The following is a 24070-nucleotide window of genomic DNA, read 5'->3' as shown; positions in this document are numbered from 1 at the left end:
TACAGATGAACGACATGTCCTTTGATATAGACATATCCATTGTTTTAATTTTAGGTTTGCTATCATTGGTAGTCGTGATTGGTTTTATGATTTCATTTGTGTTTGTTTATCAACGCCGCCAACTCCAAAACCGTCAAGAAAAAGCCACCCTCCACGCCCAACATCAGCAAGAAATCCTCCAAGTCCAACTCGAAATACAAAACCAAACCTTACAGCACATCAGCGGGGAGTTGCATGATAACATCGGGCAATTGATGACGTTGGTGCGGTTTAAATTGAATATGTTGGAGATAGAAGAAACAATTACACCCAAGCAAATTGAGGAAGTGAATGAGGTAGTAGGAAAAACGATTGATGAACTGCGTGGTTTGAGCAAAAGTCTGGACGGCGATTTTGTGAAGAATTTTGGGTTGGTAGATAGTTTGAAGCATTTGTTGCAGCGTATTGCTTTTACGGGTAAGTACGAAACCGATATTTTGATTGAGGGTGAGGCATATCAGTTGGACGGGCAAAAAGAAATCGTGCTTTTCCGAGTGGTACAGGAAATTTTGAGTAATATTCTCAAACACGCCAAGGCCAAATACATCAAAGTCTCCCTTCAATTTACACCTGCTCACTTTAGCCTTACCGTGCAGGACGATGGCAAAGGCTTTGATTACGAAGCGGTCTTGGGCCGGGAGATGAGTAAGTCGGGCGTGGGGCTGCGCAATATCCAACGCCGTACTGAAATGCTGGGCGGAACCTGTACCTTCAAAACCGCTCAGAACGAAGGCACAAGCGTGCATATTCAACTGCCTTCTCTGTAACCCCCACTAAATCTCCCCCTGTAAGGGGAGACTTTATTTAGTTGCAAATACTTAAAAGCTGTTATTTGGGTACTTAAATGCATAAAAACAACGGGAGATTTCCCGTTTCTTCTACCGTATTTTTCGGGTACAAAAAGGGTGTTTTCCTCATTTTATGGGCAATTAAGGATATTTAGCTTTGTGGAGTTAAATGAATTGTTTACCAATTTAACCCCTATGCAGTATGTCAGGAATTATTTCGAGAGAAAAAGCGAGAAGTTACAACGCTGCCTTTAAGAAGTACGGCAGTGATAATTTTTCGGATGAAATCAAAGCCCTTTTTTGGGAGAATCTGCTTGTTCTTGGACAGGATTTGAGAAAAATCCTGTCTCAAACGGACGAGTTTGGGAAAGAATGTAAAGATGTCAGAGCCTACCCCGGCATTAGAAATCTTGCGCCCGAGGGGCAGCCAGAACAATTGTCGTTCACAATCATTTTTGTGGGAGTAGACGAACGAGGCAACAACATGTACCAAAAGGAAATTATTCTGCGCCGCACGCCTGCGGGTGACCCCGCTACGGCGACGGACTTGCTTTCCGATGAGCATGAGCCTTGCAAACCGCCACCGCCGTGTGAGTTGTTGTAAAAAAATAGAGAAGGCATTTTTTTCTTTTTAAGAAATTAATGCCTTTTTTGTTGAACAAAGGTGATTATTATGAAATGGACTACAATTCTCTACCACGTCATTCAATTATTGGCAGTATGTGCTGGGATATACAATTATAAACGTTTAGTAAAACCTACGAAAGTTCTCTTTTGGTTAATGGTTTATACGTTTATCAGCGAGTTGGTGGCACTTTATATTCGATTCAATTTTGGGAATAACGTTTATATCTATCATCTCTATAATCCCATTCAATATTCGCTGGTAACGTATGCTTTTTATTTGGAGCTGCGGCAGTATCGATTTATGCTCTATAGCATTTTCTTATTTTGGATATTTGCGATTGTCAACGGAATTTATTGGGAGCCTTTTTTAACGATGTTTTGTGCCAATCTTTCCATGACCAAATCCATATTGACTACTCTTTGGATTTTTCTTTATTTCTATGAATTATTGAAAAATGTGAACGAGCATAAATTTTTAGAATATCCTTTAGTTTGGATATCCATTGGCCTGTTAATTTTCAATGCTAATTTAGTGGGATTGGGGTTATTTAATTTATTAAACCAATATGATCCTATCACATTAGCGCTTTCCAATGTACGCAGCTTTACCAATTATGTACTTTATTCTTCCTTTGTCGGTGCCTTTTTTTGCCATCAAAATTTAGTATATAAATGATGAATTCTATAGACGATAGAACACTGTTAGCATTAATGGCGATTTGTTTTTTGCTTTTAATGTCAGTGTTTTTCATTATCATTATCGTTGGATTATTCAAAAAACGCCAATCGGAACATCGTCAGGAAAAAATAACTCTTCAACATCAGTACCAACAGGAAATTCTTCAGGCACAGCTCGAAATTCAAAATCAGACGTTACAGCAAATTGGACGAGAACTGCACGATAATATCGGGCAGTTGCTGTCGGTGATGAGTATTAATCTGGATATACTCGAAGAAGACGTTTCGGATTTGAAAACCAGAAGTCAAATTATAGATACAAGTAAGATTCTCCAGCAAACCATTGCGGATGTCCGGAGCCTGAGTAAAAGCCTGGACGGCGATTTTGCCAAAGATTTTGGGCTGGTAGATAGTCTGTCGCATGACTTGCGACGTATTCGGGCTACGGGCAAGTATCAAACCGAGATTTTGATGGAAGGCGAGCCGTATCGGTTGGACGGTCAAAAAGAATTCGTGCTTTTTCGGATCGTACAGGAAATTCTAACCAATATACTCAAACATGCCGAAGCCAAAACTATAAAAGTAACACTCCACTATACGCCTGCTCAATTTAGCCTTACGGTGCAGGACGATGGCAAAGGATTTGACAATGAAGCAGTTTTAGGTCGCAAAATGGAAAACGCAGGTGCCGGCCTGCGAAATATCCAACGCCGTACTGAAATGGTGGGCGGAACCTATATAATTGAAACGGCACGCGGACAAGGTACAAAAATAGAGATTCAATTGCCTATTGTTCTATAAATACTGTAAAAATATACTCTCAAAATTGCACCCTCCCTTAGTGGGTCGGACCGTCGCACGGAGGGTAGGGTAGGGCTATTTTTTTGCAAATACCGTAAAAACACCCCCCGAAATAGGGGGAATTTCCCGTTGCGCGCTATCCGCATTTGGTCTACTTTCGTGCAATTACATTCACCTGGCCTTCTGTTCGTTATTGTATTCTAAAAAACTAAGAGAACATCATGACCGGAGAAGTGTGGATAGGGCTGTGCGCAGTAGGATTTATCATGTTAGTGATAGAAATCCTGGTGGTAAAATACATGGTTAGACAAAGACAAAAATTCCAAAAAGAAGACAACAGTAAGAGAATGACAGCAAATTATCGACAGGAAGTCCTTGAGTCGCAGGTAGAGGTGCAGAAGCAGGCATTTGAGCGGGTGGGGTCAGAATTATACGACAATATTGGACAAATGCTGTCGGTAGCAAAAATGTATCTGTATTCGCTGGAAGAAACGGAATTGAATCAGGAACAACGCACGTTTATTCAACAAACCAACGACATAGTAGGAAAGTCCATTACCGATTTAAGAGGATTGATTCGGCGTTTGGAAGGATGCATGGCGCAGGATTTCGATTTGCAGGATTGTATCGGCCAATACCTGCAGCGGTTTCGCAGGAATCACCACGTGACAACAGAGTTAGTGGTAACGGGAACGTCATATCCCTTGGAATATGAAAAAGAAATTGTGCTGTTTAGAGTGATACAGGAAGTGGTAACTGTTATTTTTAAAAGAGCAAAAGTGAGTCACCTTACGGTAAAACTCAATTATGAGTCGGATCCTTTGAAGATTGTGGTGGAAAGTGATGGACAGGCGTTACCCGAAGAGGCAGACGAAAGTTTGCAAAATTTTGGATGGCGTGATATTCAGCGCCGTATTAAATTAATAGGGGGAAAATGTACCTTTGAAAATAAAATAAACGGAGGAACGAAAGTGACCATCGAAAAGAAAGTATAAAAACCTAAATTCCCTTCCAAGGAGGCAGGGCTCTATGAAAACTACGATTGCGATTGTTGACGACCATGAACTAATGGCTAAGGCCCTGTCGGGGTTGGTTCAGAAATACGAAGATTACGAGGTAATCTATGAAGCAAATAACGGAAAAGAACTCCTCAACCGCATCAAACTCAAGATGGTGCCTGATGTAGTGCTGCTCGATATCAGTATGCCCGAAATGGATGGTTTTGAAACAGCCCTTTGGCTAAAAAATAATTATCCGGAAGTGAAAGTGCTGGCGCTTTCTATGAATGACAAAGAAGAATCTATCGTAGGAATGCTGCGCAATGGCGCACGGGGTTATTTGCTCAAAGGCTGTAAACCTTTTGAATTGAAACAGGCCTTGGATGCCATTGTACAAAAAGGGTTTTATTATACAGAATTTGTAACCGGGCAATTGATTAAAAGCCTGAATCCAGAAACGCTTCAAAATCCGCAGGATGCCTTGCGCCTTAACGAGCGCGAAAAGGAATTTATAAAATGGGCATGCAGTGATTTGACGTACGCCGATATTGCCGAAAAAATGTGCGTAAGCCCGCGTACTGTCGATGGGTATCGTGAAAGTGTTTTTCAAAAAATGAATGTAAAATCGCGCCAAACATTGGCCATGGAAGCAGTACGACTCAAATTGAATTAAAAAACAGTCATGAAAACCACCATTGCTATTGTTGACGACCATGAATTAGTGGCTAAAGCCTTTTCCGGATTGGTGCAGAGATACGAGGAATATGAAGTGATTTACGAAGTCGGCAACGGTAAAGAATTGATCAATCGCATCAATCTTAAAATGATACCTGATATCGTGTTGCTTGACATCAAAATGCCCGAAATGGATGGCTATGAAACGGCACTTTGGCTAAAAAAAAATCATCCCGAAGTGAAAGTGGTGGCACTCTCAATGCACAACGAGGAGGAATCGGTCATAAAAATGTTACGCAACGGTGCCTGTGCCTATTTGCTGAAAGGCTGTAAACCTCGCGAATTGAAACAGGCGCTGGATGAGGTTGTGCAGAAAGGGCGTTCTTATAATGAATTTGTGACCGAGAAATTGGTTAATAATCTCAATCCCGAAACGCCCCAAAATCCGCAGGAACTGTTAGGCATCATTGACCGGGAAATGGAGTTTATTAAGTGGGCCTGCGACGGTGATTTGACCTATACCGATATTGCCGATAAAATGTGTGTAAGTCCGCGTACAGTAGATGGCTACCGCGAAAGCGTATTTCAAAAAATGAAAGTAAAAACCCGCGTAGGAATGGTAGTGGAAGCCATCCGACTCAAATTAGTAATCATTCAGTAAACGGGGTTATTGTTCGTAATAATACCCGAAAATAATCCCCATTTCATCTTCACTAGTCAAGCCAAATCGCACAGCTTTGGAAGTAGTGTTGTTATAGGTAATTTCCGACATTAGCCCTTCGCCTGCTTTGAATTCAAGGGGCTGCGTAAAGGTTTTGATAAGTGGGTGTTCCCAATCGGTACTTTCATAGACAATTTCGCCATTTCGTGCTCCTCCTACAATCTTTATTACAAACTTTTCGCCCAATTTGTGGGTGTGTGAGGTTAGCATAAGTACTTTGGTTGCTTTAGCAAACGAAAACGTTTTGGTCAATACGGTACGCCGATTGGCGGATATAGTCAAGCTTTCATTGGCTAAGTTGAGCGCATTTGCTACTATCTTGACTTTTGCCTTATCCAATTTGTAAAGGTTCACATACACTTCTCCAGGAATCTTACCCGTCGTTTTATTGACATAGTGTGAATTGAAGTCGAAAGAATAATTGGGAGGAATGCGCAATGCAATACCTTCTGGAAACGAAAAGTCATATTCTTGGGTTTGAGTTCCTGCCCAAAAAACGTGATTTTGCATACTTAAAAATGTGCCCAGATTGCTGGTTCCGTCAGCATTTCGCAGGTCACGTATTTGCCCCATCGTGGGTAAATTGTTCAGGCTTTTGAAGTCATACAGAATAAAATGGTGACTTCCTGGGCGCATCCGTGATTGTACTCGGTTGATGTACAGTTCGGTGGCATTACCTACAGGTTTGCGAATAAACAACTCACGTTCGTAAGTATTGGTAACTTCAAACGGGTCTAAATGCAATTGTATACCGTCGGCGGCTTTAGGTGGCTCAAGGGCAGTAAACGTACTTCCAAAAGTAGAACCGCACAGCGGTACAGAATTGGTAATCAGCGAAGCATCTACCGAACCACCCGAGCGCGGAGCGCCGGATTCAATCCATTTCTTGATAAAATCAATTTCACCTACCGACAGTCCATTGGCTCCCAATGGCATAGGGTTTCCGTACTGTTTTCCTGAAAGAAGTGAAGCGGCACTGCAATTAAGCTTGGTATAAAGAAAACTCTTGGCTACGTTTCCGGGCGTAATCAACCGTAGAGAGTCGCTTTGGGCGGCAGAGTTTTTGGGGAGTTTATTGAATAAATTATCGTATGAAACGTTACTCGTCAGTATCAGTCCATGTTGCTTGAAAGAGGCGTCCTGTTCCGATGCGTGACATCCTGAGGTGGCGCAGGATTTGTCAAAAATCTGCGTTTGGATGAGCTTGAAAGAGCCTTCCTCCAATACAGCTTCCGTTTCTTTGTTTTGACAGGAAACGATTAATAGAGCCGTAGCGGCAACAGATAATAGTGTAAGGTAGAAAAATTGACGGGTATTCATTCCACTTTGGTTTAAGACTGCGTGAAGATAACGTAAATTTATAAATTCGTGGTATTCAGTACTATGACAATTTAATGAGCAAGAGGTTTAACCACATTGGAATCATTTTCATTTTCTGCCGAGGCAATTAATTCCCGCAGACAGTCGGGACATAAACAACTGTGGAGATAACGCGAAACCGATTCAGGCAATGTAAAGGAAAAGCAAACACAATTGGTTATGGCGTTGGGTTGACAGGCAAAAGCCTGCTCGCAGCGAGGGCAGTTGTGAGGTTCGTAATTTTGAAGATTTTCCAAATTTCTTTCCAATTTTCACTTCATAAATTTAAGCCAATAAAGGAGCAACACAAAAAATATTTTTTAGCCAGTGTATTGTATATATAAAAATCTTATATATATTTGTTCGCATAAATCACCTTTACAATCTTATGGAAGCAACAAGCAATGAATTTTTACGCGGAACCCTCAAAACGATTGTGCTGAAGCTGTTAACTGAGCATGGACGCATGTACGGATACGAAATCACTCAATCAGTAAAGGAGCGCACAAACGGTGAAATAACCCTGACCTTTGGAGCGTTATATCCTGTATTACACAAGTTGGAACAGGAAGGCTTTCTACTTACCGAGTCGGAAGAAGTGGATGGGCGGTTGCGGAAATATTATACACTTACTCCTACCGGGAGCGCAACCGCCATTCAGAAAGTTTCTGAGTTCGAGCGTTTTGTGGAAGCGATGCAGATTCTGCTGAAACCCACAGAGGGCGGGTTATCGTTAAGTCCAATTTAGATTTTGTATGACCATTTTATAATTTTTGGAAATATGAAAAAGCTAACCCCTGAACAGCTTACTAAGCTGTTCAACCACCTTATCCGCAACAATACCAACGATGTACTCCTCAACGAGCTGCTTGACCATCTGGCCTGCGAAGCGGAGGAATACCTTTGGAAGGGTTATAATTTTGACTTGGCTTTGGAGAAAATCACGCAGGATGCCAACGCAATGGCGGTAAAATACCTAAGCCAAACGTATCAACACGATATCGCAATGACTGACGAGCAACTCCAAAATGCGAGTTTGGACGATATCGTCTTTGAGTTCCGTAATAAAGCTTACGGTGCTTACGATTTACGTCAGTCTTACCCGTTTGCCTTACGCAGTGCTCTCATTTTGGGGGTTGGCCTTTTCCTGATGCTGATGGCGTTTTTGTCGGGTATGGCGCAGGGCTCTTGGAATTTTTTCTCTACCTCAGGTGCTATGTGGATGATTGGGCTTAGCGGAGTTGCCTACGCAGTCGGTACGTGGTTTTTTAAAAAATCACCTCACAATTATGCCTTGCCTGCGTGAAAGCATATATTTTGTTAAGTTGCTGTTTAGTAAGCAGCTTAGTATACGCCCAACAGGCAGATGACGATATTGTTTATCAGATAGTTCAGGTCAATCCTCAATTTCCAGGAGGGACTGTAGCCTTAAATGAATACATTGAAAAAAATCTGCGTTATCCGGCCAAAGCCCGTGAAGCCAAACTTAGTGGAAAGGTTTTAGTGAGAATATTGGTTGAAAAGAATGGAGATATCAGTGAATCAAAAATTCTTTTGGGGCTTGATTATGGGTGTAATGAAGAGGTAATTCGACTGATTTCTACTTTCCCGAAATGGATACCCGGAAGCCAAGATGGAAGACTGCTTCGAACGTATACTCAAATCGTTGTAAAATTTAATTTGAAGTAATAAAACCCTATTAACAGCTATTAAAATTTCTATTCAATCCTCGGCAATTGCCGATTAGGAGTGCTTTGTACTTCCGCATCATTTTTAGTTCGTCTTTTTCCATCTCTTCCTGTTTTCCTAAACCCTTCACTTATGAATAGTTATTCATTGGCTCATAAATGTATTGCCTGTTTAATCGCCGGAATAACCCTATTTATTTTTATTTTAGCTTATAATTCAGTTTGATATTCAGTTAAAAAGAGTCAATTAATCTTCAATTTCAAATGCCATGGAAATCTTTGTAAAGCCCCTCTCGGCAACCGCCGAGCTTAGCGAAGCTATGTCGCTGGATGACATTGTCTTCTTACACCGCCACCGTGATTACGGGGCGTATGACCTCCGAAAAGCCTATCCCAAAGTCCTCCGAAATGCTGTTTTACTGGGCATTGGAGTTTTCCTGCTGATTTTTATCATCCCAACTATTTATGGAAGATTAAAATCTGAGGACGTACAGATGTTTATGCATGATGAAACTGTTTTATCTAATTTGCCAACGAAGGCAAAGGAAGTGGAACCGCTGCCCGAATTGGAGAAACCAAAAGAACTGCCCAAGCAAACGACCGTGCGATACCTTGTGCCTGAGGTACAGAAAAACCCTGACATTGAAGAATTGCCTCCCCGAGTCGATGAAATGGAAAAAGCCAATCCGGGCCCTGAAACCGTGGAAGGAACGGGCGACGACGACATAGCTATCGTGGCCCCGCCTGAAGATACGCCTGCTCCCGAAGCGACAAAACCGGCCGAGGTAGAAGCCAAAGCGCCTGAAATATTTGACAGGGTGGAAATTCAACCTGAATTTGTAGGAGGGATGGAGGCATTCAGGGCATTTTTGACGAAGAATCTGCGCTATCCTAATGCAGCTCAGAGTAGTAACGTACAAGGCAAAGTGTATCTGAATTTCACTGTAGAAGCTGATGGCTCACTTTCCAACATTAACGTCCTGCGCGGCATCGGATTTGGTTGCGATGAAGAAGCATTAAGAGTGATGAAACTAATGCCCAAGTGGAAGCCCGGTAAGCAATCAGGTCGTGCCGTGCGGGTGAGGTTTACCATGCCGATTATGTTTGCGTTGGAGTAAATGTTTTCACGCAAAGTCGCAGAGCAGCAAAGTTTTCTCTATAATTTTTATCATTTAATCCTTTGTTTTAGGAGCCATGAATTGGTACTGGTTGGTATTATTTCTATTTCCATTTGTAAGCATAGCACAGCAAGACATTCAGGAAATGGTGTTTTTGAGAGTAGAAGACCCGCCTAAATTTGTAGGAGGCGAAGATTCACTTAGGAACTTCATTAAGAGACACTTAAAATATCCCGAAGAAGCCCGAAAGGAGCAAATATCCGGAAAGGTCGAATTGCAATTTATCGTTGAAAAAGACGGAAGTATTACCAATGCAGAAGTGATTTGGGCACTGGGAAAGGGCTGCGATGAAGAAGCCTTGCGCGTCATGAAACTGATGCCGAAATGGAAACCCGGCAAACAATCAGGTCGTGCCGTGCGGGTGAAGTTCATCATGCCGATTGTGTTTGCTTTGGAATAAATTTACTCATGCAGGAGCGTAAATGTATGCGACGGTTGGTTTGAAACCGACTGTCGCATAAACGCCACGTTTCCGGGTATTTTTATCTTTCTCGGCCGCTGATTCGGTAATTGATGCCGATGGAGGCAAAAAAAGGGCTGCCCACGGAAAGTTCACCGTTGATGCCGAGGTTTTCGGTAAGGTATCCGCGCAAGCCAAATGCGATGAGTTGAACCTGGGGCATGGCAAAACCGCCGCCTAATTTATTGCCAAGCAGTGTTCGCCAGATACCGCCGCCACCTGCTTCTTTAAAAACATCGTCCAATCTTTTATCAACGGAATTTGAACTTGCCGTCACGCCCCAAATCCCGATACCCAATCGGACGCCCGAATACATATCGATTCGGTTGGCGTTGCCGTAGTGAAACAATGCTCTGGCTCCAATCGTAACGCGCGATACGCCTAACGTAACGTCGCCCAAATTTTCGGTTTTGTTGTATTTAACGTCTTTCAAATCCATCGAAACTTTGTTGTAACTCACCGCGCCGCCAATCGAAAACCATGGATTGACGCCGTAGTCATACGCAATATTGAGTTGAGGGAAATTAGAAGCCTTTCCCGATGAAAATGAAACGGTGGTATCCGAAGAATTCTGCGAACCGGTAATGGTACCGCGAAAGGGAGAAAACAGACTCGCGCCCGATTGAACACTGATCACGTGCTTATAATCTTCGTTTTGAGAAAATGCACAAAAAGCACAAGGAAACAAAAGCAATGAAAGGAAATACGTTTTCATACAAATAAAAGTAGTTGGCTGTTAACTACGGAAATTGATTAGGTAGCAAATATACAGGTTTCAGCTTTCTCTGCCCACCAAAAATTCCGCAAATTCAATCAACGGTTTTTTCCGTTCAGGAGCTACCGGTAAGTTGTGCAGGGCTTCAAATCCTTTGGTAAAAAATTCATCGGATTTGGATTCTGCGATTTTGTCAATGCCCAATTCAGTATAAATAGCGGTTACGGCAGCGACTTTAGCGGCGGTATCGTATGACCCCTGTTCCAAATGAAGCCAATAATCTAACTTCTCTTTGGTTTCTCCCTCGGCCAATAATAGGGCTTCAATGAGCATAAACGTCTTTTTGTTGGCGATGATGTCGCCCCCTACCTGTTTCCCGAATTTTTCGGGGTCGCCGTATACATCGAGCAAATCGTCTTTGAGTTGGAAGCCCAATCCCATATTGAGACCTGCATCGTAGAGTAATTGGGTAGTGGTCTCGTCTGCGCCTGCAATCATCCCTCCCAATTCCATGGCAAAACCCAATAAAACAGACGTTTTGAGGCGAATCATGTCAATGTATTCGTCTTGTGACACGTCCGATCGCGTTTCAAAATTCATGTCCAATTGCTGCCCTTCACAGACTTCGGCTGCTGTTCGATTAAACCGTTTAATGACGCGGGGCAATTGGGCAGTTTCAACATCAAGCAATAATTCATACGCGTTGACCAGCATCACATCGCCCGATAAGATAGCCGTGTTGGCATTCCATTTCTCGTGCACGGTAGGTTTGCCGCGCCGGAGTGGCGCACAATCCATAATGTCGTCGTGCATGAGCGTGAAGTTGTGAAATACTTCGACGGCAATGGCGGGTTTGAGGCACTTTTGCCAATCGTCAATAAATAAATTAGCGGAAAGGGTAGTCAGGAGAGGACGTAACCGTTTTCCGCCCAAGGACATGATATAACGAATGGGGTCGTACAATTCGTTGGGATGTTGGCCGTAGATAGTGTTGTCAATCTGTTTTGAAATAGCTTCTAAAAAAGGTTGAAATGTCATTAGAAATTTAGAGTTATTGGTTAATCGTTAGCAACGACGACTAACTATTAATGGGTATTGGTTCAAAATTAGCGTAACTTATAGGTACAAACGTCGAGATAGCGAAAAAGTTTTGAGTAATTTGGAGGCTGAAAATAAGAATTGCCTAAAAGTACTTCTAAATACGGCTGATTATCAAAGATTTAAAAAAAATAGAATGCGCCTATTACAAACCTCTTCCTTATTATTAGTCAGTTGGTTGGTTCTGACCAGTTGTGCAAGTTCTCAACCAACGGTTTCATCTAACAAAACAGAATCTCCCTGGCAAAATTTAGTGGCGTCGTCGTCCGTTTTCCGTCAAAATCATACGGGCTTTGCTCTCTACGATATTGAAAAACAGGAAATGGTGGCTGAATACCAATCTGACCGCTATTTTACACCGGCGTCCAATACCAAGCTTTTTTCTTTGTACGCAGGGTTATGTCTTTTGGGCGATTCTATTCCTGCTTTACGGTATACCACCAAAGGCGATTCATTGATTTTTTGGGGAACGGGTGACCCGAATCTGTTACATCCTGATATGCCCGCAAGCAATGTATTCAATTTTCTGAAAACTTGGCGTGGTCATTTGTTTTATTATCCTCACAACTATCTGGGAAAACGTTTTGGGCCAGGTTGGTCGTGGGGCGATTATCCCGATTATTATCAATGCGAACTTTCTGCCTTGCCACTCTACGGAAATTTTGTTCGTTTTACGAATAACAATGTAAGTCCGCGTATTTTTAAGGACAGCCTGCGTACGGCGGGTTGGTCAGATGAATTCAAACTGTCCCGCGACGAGTTCACCAACGGTTTTTATTCTACTGGTTGGCCTTCCAAATCGTTTTCGGAAGATATTCCTTTTCACATTACCTCTCAATTGACGGCTCAATTATTGGCTGATACACTTAAAAAAGAAGTTCGACTTTTTCCAAAAATGGCGATGGGACGCAATTTTTCCACGCTTCCTGGTTTGCCAGTGGATACGGTCTACCGCCGAATGCTTCAAGTAAGTGACAATATGCTGGCTGAACAAATCATGCTGATGTGTGCCTCAAAGTTGGATACGAATAACACTGGGTTTGACATGAAAATGGGCATTGATTACGTTAAAAAGAATTTTCTAACCGATTTGCCTGACGAACCTATTTGGGAAGATGGCTCCGGGTTGTCGCGCTATAATCTCTTTACTCCCCGCTCCATGGTGAAACTGTTGCAGAAGATTTACGCTAAAGTACCGCAACAGGAACGGTTGTTTGGATTGATGTCGATTGGGGGAAAAGCAGGTACCATAAAGAATCAGTACAAAAGTCAGGTACCTTTTATATTTGCCAAAACGGGCTCTTTATCCAATGTCTATTGCCTGAGCGGTTATTTGCGAACAAAAAAAGGCAAAGTTCTCATTTTCAGTATGATGAATGGAAATTTCATCAGTAAAACTGCCGTAATTCGCGCCGAAGTAGAGCGGATTCTAAGAGATATTTATGAGAAATATTAATAGTTTACGGTTCACAGTCTACAGTAACCCCTAAATCCTAAACTGTAAATTTTTAACTTTAACCTTTCCACTTTCCAATGGCAGTCATAGAACAAATTAAAGCATTTAACGCAGGTCGTAATACCGTGCTTTTAGAGCGTAAGTATGACCGAATGGCCGAAGGATTGTACCTGTTTTTTAGGGCAACCTCTTCCGTTTTCTACGAAGATTTTGCCAAACATTTTACCACTGCTGACCCGACACGAGTATGGGGATGCGGGGATTTGCACCTTCAAAATTTCGGAACGTATAAAGCCGAAAATCGACTGGTCTATTTTGACGTGAATGACTTTGATGATGCTTTGCTGCTGCCGGCTACTTGGGAGTTAAGTCGAATGTTGACCAGTATTTATTTGGCAGGGGAAGAATTGGATTTAGAAAAAAATGAATGCGATACACTCGTAAAAGCATTTTTGAGCAGTTATACCAAAACGCTTTCGCTGGGAAAACCCATTGATATTGAGCGACGTACTGCATCGGGCATGTTGAAAGATTTCTTGGAAAATTTGGAAAAACGTCGCCGGAAAGACCTGATAAAAGAACGTACGGTGAAAAGTGATGAGGGACGTAAGCTCAATCTTGAAACCGGAAAAGTATTGCCTCTCACTTCAAACCAGCGGGAAAAAGTAGAAAAACTTCTGCAAGATTGGCCCCAACAACACCCTAACCCATTTTTTCAGCGCATTTGTGACGTAGGCATACGCGTGACGGGAACGGCAAGTTTGGGGCTGGAACGATACGTAGTCTTGGTTGAAAGCACCAAAGGAAAGCTGTATTTGCTCGACCTGAAAGAAGCCCGCCATTCCACGTTAGCTCCTTTGGCTACTTTACCCCAGCCCGTTTGGCCAACAGAAGCTCACCGAATCGTTGGTATCCAAAGTCGCGTTACCAATGTATTGCCAACACTTTTAAGCGCCGTTGTTTCGTTTGATTCCTCTTTTGTTTTGAAAGAATTGCAGCCAGAACAGGACAAATTTGATTTTAATTATTGGGATGGTGAATTGGAATCGTTGGAAGAATTGATCCGAATTATGGCAACTACTACGGCCTCGGGGCATTTACGAAGTGCAGGTCGTCAGGGGTCTTCCATCGCCGATGAACTGATTGCATTTTCAAAGCAGACCCAATGGCAAAAAGACGTATTCTCCTATTGTCAGGAGTATCCTAATAAAGTGCATCAGGATTATTTTGCGTTTTGCGAAGCGTACGAAGAAGGTTTTTTTGATGAATAATGCTCAATTTTTGTGCAACCACTTTTTAGTTTTCTCGAAGCTGTTAATGACCTGCCCGATGAGGCTAAGGCATTGATTCTTGCAAAAACGCGAATCAAACATTATCCTAAAGGACATTTGCTGTTTCGAGAAGGCCAAGTCTGTCATTACATGTACTTTATGGCGAGTGGGTTGGCCAGAATTTTTCATTGCAAAGAAGACAAAGAAGTGATTGATTGGTTGGCCACCGCAGGCCACCCTTTCACGGCTATTGATAGCTTCTATTCGCGTCAACCCAGTAGATATACCATCGAAATTCTGGAAAATTCGGAAGTGTATGCTTTTTTGTACGACGATTTGGAAGAGTTATATCACCAATTTCACGCTTTTGAACGAATCGGCAGACTCATTACACAAGAGCAATTTCTGATTTTACAGGAACGCATAGATATGGTACAGTTCCAGAATGCGCAACAACGCTACGAAACTTTCCTAAAACGCTTCCCGAATATTCAAAATCGACTTCAATTGACCCACATTGCTTCCTATTTGGGCATTTCGCTCGAAACTTTAAGCCGGATCAGGGCTAAATATTAATTATTTGACTTTTGTCAAATGAAATTCCATTTTCTTGATCGACTTTTGAGCCCTAAAATATGCACAAAATGGACAAGACAATGCTGATTTATGGCTGCGGTATTTACAGCCTTTTCTTCGCGATCTTTCACCTATGTTTCTGGAAAATCTTTCGGTGGGATAAAGAGTTAAGGAAGCTCCATCTGGTGAATAGCGCAGTAATGCAAATCCTCAATCTTCGCATTATACACTTACTTTTCTTCGTTGCATTCCTTTGTTTTTTCTATCCTCATTCTCTTTACCGTACAGAATTGGGAAATGTATTGCTTCTTGGGTTTTCCCTTTTTTGGCTGGGACGCACGGTAGAGCAGGTTATTTTCTTCAAATTTGATCAACCTGTTATTTATATTTTTACTGGTCTATTCATCATCGGTACCGTAATTTTTATACTTCCCGTTTTTTAAAATCCTGTTATGAAATTAGTTTCTATCCATCGAATTACGGGAATTGTAATCGCTGTGTTTGTCTCAGCCCATCTTTTCAATCACGCCATGGCATGGTTTGGAATTGAAACGCACCGAGAAATCATGGAAGCTTTGCGCAAAATCTATCGCCAACCCATTATTGAAGTTCTATTGATTTTATGCTTTGGTTTTCAGGTGTATAGCGGCCTAAGACAGGTTAAGAATTTAAAGAAGAAAAACTCAATAACTTTCAACGAACGCATCCAAATCTACTCAGGTGTGGTATTTACGTTCTTTATTGTTCAGCATATTCCGGCGGTACTTTTTCAAAGGGAGTATTTTAAGTTGGATACGGATTTCTATTTTGCAGCCCGAGTGGTTTTGGAAGCACCGTTCAAATTTTACTTTGTGCCCTATTATTTCTTGGGAATGATGGCGTTTGGAGTTCATGTTGCGGTTACACATCGAAAGAAAATGGAAGAGCCAGGAAAGCAGAGACAAGCTGATTTTCAAGCTGTACTTATTATTTTGTTGTTCCTCATCATTACCGGCATCATTTTTTATGTTTTCATGGGTAATCGTTTTCCCATTGCGATTCCACACGAATATCATGTGTATTAAGCGGATTATGTAAGTTTTCAGGCTTATATTCGTTCTGAAAATGGGTCAGGGCTTACTTTTAGCATATTAAATGAAATCATATCTATTCACGTTTACTTTTTTACTCGGTTTTGGTGCTTTTGCGGGTGGTATCAGAGGGGTTGTTAAAACCGTAAAAGGGGAGCCGCTTGCCTATGCCGCTGTGGCTGTAAAAGGCACTAATTTAGGTACAATGGCCAACGCCGACGGTCGCTATGAACTTGTGTTACAGCCTGGTCGGTATGAGGTTGTTTTTCAATATTTGGGCTTTAAAAATATCGTTAAAACCATAGAGGTTGGAAACGATTTTAAAACTTTTGACGTCATTCTTGAAGAGCAGGCGCTCAATATCAACGAAGTAAAAATAGGCTCAAAAAGCGAAGACCCCGCCTATACTATCATGCGGAGAGCCATTGCCAAAGCGCGTTTTCATGCCTTGCAGGTACAAACCTATAGCGCTCGTGCTTATATCAAGACAACGGGTATCGTCACTAATATACCCTTTTTTCTCGAAAAATCCCTCAAAAAAGAAGGCATTGAAGAAGGTCGTCCTATACTGAATGAGAGTGTGAATGAAATCACTTTCCGCCAGCCTAACAACTACCAACAACGCGTTATTTCAACTCGTAACAGCTTGGACAACAGCGCTCCCAGTCCTAACGCATTTGTGCTGGCAAGTTTTTATGACCCAACTGTCGGGGATGCGGTATCGCCGCTTTCACCTAAAGCGCTGGGCTATTATAAGTTTGAATACGAAGGCTCGTTTCGGGAAGGGGATTTGGAAGTTAATAAAATCAAAGTTATTTCTCGATCGTACGGGGAAGGCGTGTTCAAAGGTCAAATTTATATTATTGAGAATACGTGGGCCATTCACAGTCTGAATCTTCAAACCACCGTTCAAAGCTTTGACGTGGATGTAAAGCAGGTCTTTACTCCCGTGCAGGAAGTTTGGATGCCGACCAGTCTTCAGTTTCGCTTTGGGGGTTCCATGATGGGTTTTTCGGGTGAGTTCAAGTACGTGATTTCGATGACTTACAAAAACCTGAAAGTCAATCCTGCATTTAAAGAAACGGTCACGGTATTGGATGAAAAATTTGAAAAGCCCGACAGTGATATTTCAAAAAAAGACTTGCGGACTAAAAAACTCAACGAATTAGCCGCGCAACAGAAAGCCGTTTCCACCAAGCAGCTCCGTAAAATGATGAAGGAGTATGAAAAACAGGATAAAAACGAACGAAAAGCCCAAAAAGAAGACATTAATGTAGTTCGTAATGACTCAATCATCGTTGATTCCATGGCCAACAAACGCAGTGACGTGTTTTGGAACGAAATACGAAGTATTCCCCTCACCGAAATTGAAACCAAAACCTACCGCCACTCCGACAGTGTGCGCATTGTGAAAGAAATAAAAATCAAAGCCGACAGTTCCAAAGCCAAAAAAGACTCTTCCAATGTGAATTTTATGGGTGTACTGACAGGGCGTTCGTTCAAACTTTCTAAAAAATGGGTACTTGATTATGAGGGGCCGCTCAATCCTCAAAACGTTACGTACAACACCGTAGATGGATACGTGGTAGAAAGCAATTTTAATTTTAAACGGCAGTTGAATCGAGATAACTCTTTTTATATCAAGCCCTTGGTGCGTTATGCCTTTGGACGGAAAGTGTTTTCAGGAACTGCGACTACGGGTTGGCAGGGACGGCGGCGCGGGCTTTCATTGACGGGCGGGCGGTATGTATCTCAATTCAATGCCGGAAATCCCATTAGCCCCACTATGAATACCTCGGCCACGTTGTGGTTTGAGAATAATTTCATGAAAATCTACGAAAAGGATTTTGGGCGATTGTCGTTTTACTACGCCCGTTTGGCGGATGTTTTCAGCGTATCCGGAAGTCTTGAATACGGACGCCGCTATGAATTGGAAAATCTCGAAAATGCCCGCCCCTGGATTCGTTGGAATCAATTTGCGTTCACGCCCAATGCGCCCTTTAACCAAGAATACAGCGATCGTCTTAAAGCAACAGAGTCTTATTATCGTTTTTCTCCCCACGAAGCGCTCACTTTTGACTTCTCGTTAACCTGGCGACCGGGGCAACGCTATCGTCTGTATAACGGCAGAAAGCGTTATTTAACGAATAAAAATCCGTCGTTGATTTTCCATTATACCAAAGGCATTCCCAACGTAGGCAACAGTGTTTCCGACTTTGATTTGGTAGAACTCAATCTGCGTCAGGATGTACAAACAGGGGTAAGAAGCGAGTTGCATTATTCCTTTTCAGCGGGAACGTTTTTAAACAATCGGAACGCCTTTCTGATGGATTATAAGCACTTTTTGGGTAATCAGGTGTTTGTTCAATACGGTGATGCCTTCACTACTTTTCGTGCCTTGCCTTATTACCGATTCAGCACTTCAGAACGATATTTAGAAGCACACGTTGTCAACGAATCGCGACGATTGCTGTTGACGCGCATCCCATTTGTTCGTTTGGCAGGGCTTAAAGAAAATTTAATGGTGCATTATCTTCATACGCCTACCTTATCTCACTATACCGAACTTGGATACGGGCTTGATGGGCTTGTGCCGGGTTTTCCATTTTTCAGAGTAGAAGCCGTAGCCGTATTCCAAAATTTCAAATACGACCGTACTGTTTTTCGATTGGGAACAACGTTGAAATTTGGCAGGTAGAGACGCAAGATTTTGCGTCTGAAAACGGAGTACAATTAAAATGTAGATACGCCTTATCGGCAGACCGAAGATGAATCGTAGAGACGCAAAATTTTCGGTCCGCCGATGTGGCGTCTCTACGGTGTGTTTATAAATTTTACAACATCCTCATAGCCTTCCGTTAGCATAGCTTTCAGGTTATCAGCCACTCGGTTGGCAGCGATTTTCTTTTTCAGAACTTCATTGAGGGTAATTCGGGATAAAAACATACATACCTGACTGTCAATATCAGCGGATTCTTCAATGTGCCATCCGGCTTCCTGCAACAGTGTCCATGTATCGGCTTCCTTGCTGCCGCAAAACAAGAGCGTACCGCCCGCACAAACCGAACTCATGGCCTTGGAAGGAACGGCGATGTGTGTCCACTTTGTCAGTAAACTCACCAAATGAACGTCTATGTAATGCAATTGACTGCGGGGAATGCTTTTTAATAGAGTGACTCCTGCTTTTCCTTCGGCGGCTTTCAGCACTTCCTGCGATTTTGTCCCGTAAAGCGCTAAAACTAAATGTTGTTTTTGCGGATTTATATGGTTTAAAATAGCCAACAAAAACTCAGATGAATGGGCATCACCTAAATTACCGGCGTAGCCAAAGTAGATTTTTCCGTTGTCTGTGCGCCAATCGGGAGGCGTAAAATCGCGGGGTTGGTCAAGCAAAACCCCGCACGGAATAATGCTCGTTTGAATGGGTTTACCGTAACTGTTTTCGATATATTTGGCCTGATTGGGGCCCAATGAAAAAAGGTGTGAAGGTGCAAGACCGTACGTGACCCAACGCACAAAACGGTAAACGGGATGAGAGGCTTTAATCACTCCATCGGCGGCAAATCCTTCGGGAAATAAATCCATGGACCACAAAGCCCAACGTATCCCAAAAATTGGCAGCATCCATGAAGCCCAAAAAGGTAAAAGCGGAGGGCTTGTCATACACAAAACAGGGCCGCGACGCACGCGCAGGGTTTTGATGAGTAAGAAAAAACCGTCAAAAAAACCGGCTGCTAATTTTAATATCCCTTTTTGACCTTTGTAAATTGTCGAAATTTCAAAAGTTGTTCCAATCGGTTGACGGGTTTGTCCGCCGCCCAAATCGTTGCGTTTGACGTGGACTATGCTTACTTTAATTCCGTGGTTTTCAATCAGGTATTTGGTCAAATCCCAAGCCGACTCCCCCGTAATGCCCGGATTGGGGGGGTAGTGACGATTGACGATGGTGACGTATTTTTGAGACATTCAACGAGACTTTTTGCGGTTGATTAAGCATCCTACTGCTTCGGTGGAGGGAGGAGAGACGAGCTGGCCGTTTTGTAAGGCTTCCAACGCATTTTGCAGGTAAAATTCGGTCGTTTTTGGTCGATATTTTCCCAGTCCAAAAAACTGATTATCAATGGCTCCGCGATAGATTTCTACTCCTTTTTGGTCAAGCAGTACCACTTCCGGGGTAGTTTTTGCGTCATAGAGTTCAACAAGGCGATGCTTTCGGTCTATGACGTAAGGTATTGTGAAATTGTATTCTTTATTAAATTGCCTTACATCCGACCTTTTCAGAGATTTGGTCGAAAATACGGCCTTAAACGCAACGTTTTGACCATATTTCACGTACATTTCCTGTAGACGCTTGCTGGATTTCTGACAAATGGGGCACTCGGTATCGTAGAAAACAAACAGATGCCCCTGACCCTCAACGAGAGTACTCGCAAGAGTGAAAGCAATGAGAAAAAGTAGCTTAGTCTGAATCACCATTTTTAAAGAATATTTCTTTTGATTCAAAATTAGATGAAGTATCTTGTAAAACATTCAGTACAATGTTTCGTTTTTAAATTTATAAATAATTGGGCTAAGCGTATTTTCCCCCAACTATTTTATCTAAATTTTCGCCCAATAACCACACTTAAATACAAATTGTGATTGAGTGAATTGCGAATGAGTGAATAAATTCTCAATCGTCCTATACTTAAATGTAATTTAATTGCCTGATTTTCAAATATATATTTACTCATTTACATACTCATAGAAATCCCTGATTTTCAACATATTCTTACATGGATAATCTGTTACGCAAGTTTTTTCTTATTTTTAGCCTAACCTGTTGTTCTTGGGCGCTTTTTGCTCAAAATCGCACAGTGACGGGTAAAGTTACTACGGCTACCGACGGTCAGCCGATGCCTGGTGTAAACGTAACGCTCAAGGGAGCTTCTTCTGGAGCAAGTACGGACGCCGACGGCAGTTATCGAATCACGATACCTAACGGCAAAGCTACGTTGGTTTTTTCGTTTATAGGAATGTTGAGTCAAGAAGTAAATGTCAACAACCGAACTACTATCAACGTTGAACTTCTGGAAAGCCCCACCCAATTGAATGAAGTGGTGGTAACCGGTTATACGACGACCCAGCAAAAGGACGTCATCAGTTCAATGACGACCATTAAGAGCGACCGTATTAAAAATCTTCCGGTATCTGGTATTGATCAGGCGTTACAGGGGCAAGCAGCAGGTGTGCGGGTATCTCAATCGTCGGGAACGCCCGGTGGTGGGGTAAAAGTCGTGATTCGGGGTAATACTTCCATCAATGCCAGCAATCGCCCATTAATGATAGTGGACGGAATTCCGGTGTATGACGGAGCGGTATCGCAATTTGGGTACGGAGGGCAGCAGGACAACGCTATTTCTTCCTTTAATACCAGCGACGTAGAGTCCATTCAGGTATTGAAAGATGCTTCTGCCAAAGCCATTTACGGCGCTCGCGGGGCCAACGGTGTGGTGCTTATTACCACCAAACGCGGTAAAGCCAATCAAAAAACAAACATTACAATGGATGTGCAACGAGGCACGACGGAAGTTGTAAAACGTTTGGATTTGCTCAATTCAACGGAGATTTTGGGATTACAGCGCGAAGCACTTGCCAATTATAACGCCAAGCAAACCAACTTTGCAGACATAATTGACCCCGATGCCCGCGGACTTATCCCGGGCGTAACTGACGCAGTCAATACGAATTGGGTAGACGAAGTGCTTCGTAAAGGAATTTATCAGCAATATCAGCTTTCAACTTCTGGGGGTAATGACCGTACCCGCTTTTATTTGAGCGGCAGTTATCGTGATGAAGAAGGGGTACAGTTGAACAACCGTTTTGCGCGGTATACTGGTTCTTTTAACTTAGACCATAAAGCTTCTCCAAAATTATCTTTTGGACTGAATATGAGCCTTGGAAGTACTAAAAACCGTCGTGTATTTAGTGACAATGCCGTAGATGGTGTGTATGGTTCTTCTATTCGCAGTTTGCCTTATTATTCTCCTTTTAACGAACAAGGCAAACTGTATACTCCCAACGATCCCAATTACCAAGGCTTCCCCAACGGTAATCCGGTAGCTGAAGCCTTATTGCCTCGACAAATTACGTACGGGACAAAAGTATTGGGCGGTATCAACGCTGAATATGCCTTCTTACCCAATCTACGTCTGCGTACGAAGTTCAGCATGGATTACAATAATTCTCAGGAAGATACTTATAATCCAACGGGAACATTTTATGGAAGTCTTCCTTCCATTGGAGGGCAGGGTTATGGGGCTTATGCCGCTTCTACGTTGGCTATCTTCCTGAACTCAACGGTGCTTACTTATAATACAGCCATTGGAGAAAATCACCACATCAGTGCCTTGCTGGGTGGAGAGCTTTTACGCTCACAAGGCCGTTCTTCCAGCGTGCAGGGGCGGATTTTTCCACGCGACGAGTTTACGTATATTGCTTCGGCAGGGGTAGTAGATGCGGGTAGCTCGTTTTATGCCCAAAATGGCTTGGTATCCGGATTTGGAGAAGTAAAATACGATTATAAAGATAAATATTTGTTTAGTGCCACTGCCCGCTATGATGGTTCATCTCGTTTTGGTCAGGACCGCAAGTTTGGTTTCTTTCCGTCAGTATCGGCAGGATGGCGATTGAAAGAAGAAGGTTTTCTAAAAGACGTAAACTTTCTGGAAGACCTTAAACTCCGCGCAAGCTATGGTTTTACGGGAAATGAACGTATCGGTAATTTCCAGTTCTTAGGAACTTGGGGTGCTACTACTTACAACGGCTCATCTGGGGTAGGGCCAAACAGCCTCAGCAACCCTAATTTGCAGTGGGAACGTACCCGCGAAGCCAACATTGGTTTGGACGTAGCTTTCTGGAAAGGACGACTAAGTTTTACCGCAGAAGTATATGATAACGTAACTGATGCCCTGCTTTTTGCTGAGCCTCTTCCCGCCACTACGGGTTTTGGTGCCTTGCAGGGGAATATTGGAAGTATTTCGAACCGAGGAGCTGAATTTACCCTTCGTTCGGTCAATTTCGATGGTGCTTTTCGCTGGACAACAGACTTAAACCTTTCGCGCAATGACAACAAAGTAGTGTCGTTAGCCTCCGACCAACCTCTGTTCCGGGGATTTACGGCGGCGGGCGTAGGAGCAACCAACGTCATTAAAGTAGGAGAGCCGTTAGGTACTTTTTGGGGATTAAAATATTTAGGAGTAGATGTAGCTACGGGTGATGCCTTGTATGATGATTTCAACGGTGACGGACGTATTACCACCGACGATGCTCAGGTGATTGGCAATGCTCAACCCAAATTAATTGGCGGTTTAACCAACAGTTTTTCATGGAAAGGAATTGATGTAAGCCTATTCTTTCAGTTTTCTTACGGAAACAAAGTGATGAATTACAGCAACTCTTTCCTGTTGAATCCTGGTACTGATTTACGCGTGAATCAAACCCGGGCGGCTTTACGTCGTTGGCAAAAGCCCGGTGATGTCACCGATATTCCACGGTTTGAATACAACAATGGTTTTAATAGCTATTCCAGCAGTCGTTTAGTAGAAGACGGCTCCTATTTGCGCCTCAAAAATGTGGCAATAGGCTATACTATTCCTTCAAAATGGACGGGTAAAGCTAAATTGGGAAATGTACGATTGTATGCTACGGCTACCAATCTCTGGACATTGACCCGCTACATTGGCGCTGACCCGGAAGTGAGTACTTTGGATGGATCTACTTCAGCACAAGGGCTTGACTTTTTTACACTACCCCAAGTAAAAACCTTAGTAGCAGGGGTGACTGTTAATTTTTAAGAATAACTATTTCTTGTCCGCGGACTGTTGACTGTAA

At 42.7% G+C, this 24070-nt stretch carries 24 protein-coding genes; 18 read left to right on the top strand and 6 right to left on the bottom strand.

Going from position 1 to position 24070, the window contains the following annotated elements:
• Positions 1–5 precede the first annotated feature (5 nt).
• The 7 genes from Q0081_RS12255 (at position 6) to Q0081_RS12225 (ending at position 5267) form a co-directional block, all read left to right on the top strand.
• Positions 6–806: a sensor histidine kinase gene (locus Q0081_RS12255; RefSeq protein WP_298353445.1), complete on the top strand. Its 801-nt coding sequence runs from the start codon at positions 6–8 to the stop codon at positions 804–806.
• A 223-nt stretch (positions 807–1029) separates the two neighbouring features.
• On the top strand, positions 1030–1431 hold the full coding sequence (locus Q0081_RS12250) for a hypothetical protein (RefSeq protein WP_298353442.1): 402 nt from the start codon (positions 1030–1032) through the stop codon (positions 1429–1431).
• A gap of 69 nt (positions 1432–1500) precedes the next feature.
• On the top strand, positions 1501–2130 hold the full coding sequence (locus tag Q0081_RS12245; RefSeq protein WP_298353439.1) for a hypothetical protein: 630 nt from the start codon (positions 1501–1503) through the stop codon (positions 2128–2130).
• Entirely contained in the window at positions 2127–2933 is an 807-nt protein-coding gene (locus tag Q0081_RS12240; RefSeq protein WP_298353437.1) for a sensor histidine kinase, read from the top strand. The genes Q0081_RS12245 and Q0081_RS12240 overlap by 4 nt, the downstream gene beginning before the upstream one ends.
• Before the next feature lie 221 nt (positions 2934–3154).
• Complete coding sequence (locus Q0081_RS12235; protein ID WP_298353435.1) at positions 3155–3928, top strand: sensor histidine kinase; 774 nt, start codon at positions 3155–3157, stop codon at positions 3926–3928.
• 34 nt (positions 3929–3962) lie between these two features.
• Positions 3963–4604, top strand: coding sequence for a response regulator transcription factor (locus Q0081_RS12230; protein ID WP_298353432.1), 642 nt, complete (start codon positions 3963–3965; stop codon positions 4602–4604).
• A gap of 9 nt (positions 4605–4613) precedes the next feature.
• Entirely contained in the window at positions 4614–5267 is a 654-nt protein-coding gene (locus Q0081_RS12225) for a response regulator transcription factor (RefSeq protein WP_298353429.1), read from the top strand.
• A 6-nt stretch (positions 5268–5273) separates the two neighbouring features.
• On the opposite strand, the gene Q0081_RS12220 is transcribed toward Q0081_RS12225, so the two are convergent.
• Together Q0081_RS12220 and Q0081_RS12215 are read right to left on the bottom strand one after the other, a co-directional pair.
• Positions 5274–6647: a hypothetical protein gene (locus Q0081_RS12220; RefSeq protein WP_298353426.1), complete on the bottom strand. Its 1374-nt coding sequence runs from the start codon at positions 6645–6647 to the stop codon at positions 5274–5276.
• A 71-nt stretch (positions 6648–6718) separates the two neighbouring features.
• Complete coding sequence (locus Q0081_RS12215; RefSeq protein ID WP_298353423.1) at positions 6719–6943, bottom strand: cysteine-rich CWC family protein; 225 nt, start codon at positions 6941–6943, stop codon at positions 6719–6721.
• A gap of 131 nt (positions 6944–7074) precedes the next feature.
• Here Q0081_RS12215 and Q0081_RS12210 point away from each other — a divergent pair, with 131 nt between their 5' ends.
• The 5 genes from Q0081_RS12210 (at position 7075) to Q0081_RS12190 (ending at position 9952) form a co-directional block, all read left to right on the top strand.
• Complete coding sequence (locus Q0081_RS12210; protein ID WP_298353421.1) at positions 7075–7434, top strand: PadR family transcriptional regulator; 360 nt, start codon at positions 7075–7077, stop codon at positions 7432–7434.
• A gap of 33 nt (positions 7435–7467) precedes the next feature.
• Positions 7468–7992, top strand: a complete 525-nt coding sequence (locus tag Q0081_RS12205; protein WP_298353418.1) for a hypothetical protein — start codon at positions 7468–7470, stop codon at positions 7990–7992.
• A complete protein-coding gene (locus Q0081_RS12200) occupies positions 7989–8375 on the top strand; it encodes an energy transducer TonB (protein ID WP_298353415.1) in 387 nt (128 codons plus the stop codon). The genes Q0081_RS12205 and Q0081_RS12200 overlap by 4 nt, the downstream gene beginning before the upstream one ends.
• Positions 8376–8643: 268 nt before the next feature.
• Positions 8644–9492 carry an energy transducer TonB gene (locus tag Q0081_RS12195; RefSeq protein ID WP_298353412.1) on the top strand — a complete coding sequence of 283 codons (849 nt, stop codon included), beginning with the start codon at positions 8644–8646 and terminating at the stop codon, positions 9490–9492.
• A gap of 76 nt (positions 9493–9568) precedes the next feature.
• Positions 9569–9952, top strand: coding sequence for an energy transducer TonB (locus tag Q0081_RS12190; protein WP_298353410.1), 384 nt, complete (start codon positions 9569–9571; stop codon positions 9950–9952).
• An 82-nt stretch (positions 9953–10034) separates the two neighbouring features.
• On the opposite strand, the gene Q0081_RS12185 is transcribed toward Q0081_RS12190, so the two are convergent.
• Positions 10035–10727 (bottom strand): hypothetical protein, encoded by a 693-nt coding sequence (locus Q0081_RS12185; protein ID WP_298353409.1) that lies wholly within the window; start codon positions 10725–10727, stop codon positions 10035–10037.
• A 60-nt stretch (positions 10728–10787) separates the two neighbouring features.
• The gene (locus Q0081_RS12180; protein WP_298353408.1) at positions 10788–11765 is read right to left on the bottom strand and encodes a polyprenyl synthetase family protein; all 978 of its coding nucleotides are present in this window, start codon (positions 11763–11765) and stop codon (positions 10788–10790) included.
• 196 nt (positions 11766–11961) lie between these two features.
• On the opposite strand from Q0081_RS12180, the gene Q0081_RS12175 reads away from it, so the two are divergent.
• The 5 genes from Q0081_RS12175 (at position 11962) to Q0081_RS12155 (ending at position 18896) form a co-directional block, all read left to right on the top strand.
• Positions 11962–13281 carry a D-alanyl-D-alanine carboxypeptidase/D-alanyl-D-alanine-endopeptidase gene (locus tag Q0081_RS12175; protein WP_298353406.1) on the top strand — a complete coding sequence of 440 codons (1320 nt, stop codon included), beginning with the start codon at positions 11962–11964 and terminating at the stop codon, positions 13279–13281.
• Between the two features lie 77 nt (positions 13282–13358).
• Positions 13359–14552, top strand: a complete 1194-nt coding sequence (locus Q0081_RS12170; protein ID WP_298353404.1) for a DUF2252 domain-containing protein — start codon at positions 13359–13361, stop codon at positions 14550–14552.
• A gap of 12 nt (positions 14553–14564) precedes the next feature.
• Positions 14565–15128 (top strand): Crp/Fnr family transcriptional regulator, encoded by a 564-nt coding sequence (locus tag Q0081_RS12165; protein WP_298353401.1) that lies wholly within the window; start codon positions 14565–14567, stop codon positions 15126–15128.
• Positions 15129–15580: 452 nt separating this feature from the next.
• Positions 15581–16192 carry a hypothetical protein gene (locus Q0081_RS12160; RefSeq protein WP_298353399.1) on the top strand — a complete coding sequence of 204 codons (612 nt, stop codon included), beginning with the start codon at positions 15581–15583 and terminating at the stop codon, positions 16190–16192.
• 70 nt (positions 16193–16262) lie between these two features.
• Positions 16263–18896, top strand: coding sequence for a DUF5686 and carboxypeptidase regulatory-like domain-containing protein (locus tag Q0081_RS12155; RefSeq protein WP_298353397.1), 2634 nt, complete (start codon positions 16263–16265; stop codon positions 18894–18896).
• A gap of 116 nt (positions 18897–19012) precedes the next feature.
• Here the strand turns inward: Q0081_RS12155 and Q0081_RS12150 are convergent, their stop codons facing one another.
• On the bottom strand, positions 19013–20164 hold the full coding sequence (locus Q0081_RS12150; RefSeq protein WP_298353395.1) for a hypothetical protein: 1152 nt from the start codon (positions 20162–20164) through the stop codon (positions 19013–19015).
• Positions 20165–20728 carry a redoxin domain-containing protein gene (locus tag Q0081_RS12145; RefSeq protein ID WP_298353393.1) on the bottom strand — a complete coding sequence of 188 codons (564 nt, stop codon included), beginning with the start codon at positions 20726–20728 and terminating at the stop codon, positions 20165–20167.
• A 245-nt stretch (positions 20729–20973) separates the two neighbouring features.
• Between Q0081_RS12145 and Q0081_RS12140 the strand changes: the two genes are divergently transcribed.
• On the top strand, positions 20974–24033 hold the full coding sequence (locus tag Q0081_RS12140; RefSeq protein ID WP_298353391.1) for a TonB-dependent receptor: 3060 nt from the start codon (positions 20974–20976) through the stop codon (positions 24031–24033).
• Positions 24034–24070: the final 37 nt, after the last annotated feature.

Origin of the sequence: Runella sp. (assembly GCF_027484545.1) — a bacterium.
In the GTDB taxonomy this organism is placed as follows: domain Bacteria; phylum Bacteroidota; class Bacteroidia; order Cytophagales; family Spirosomataceae; genus Runella.
This window is presented reverse-complemented; position numbering and strand designations above follow the sequence as displayed.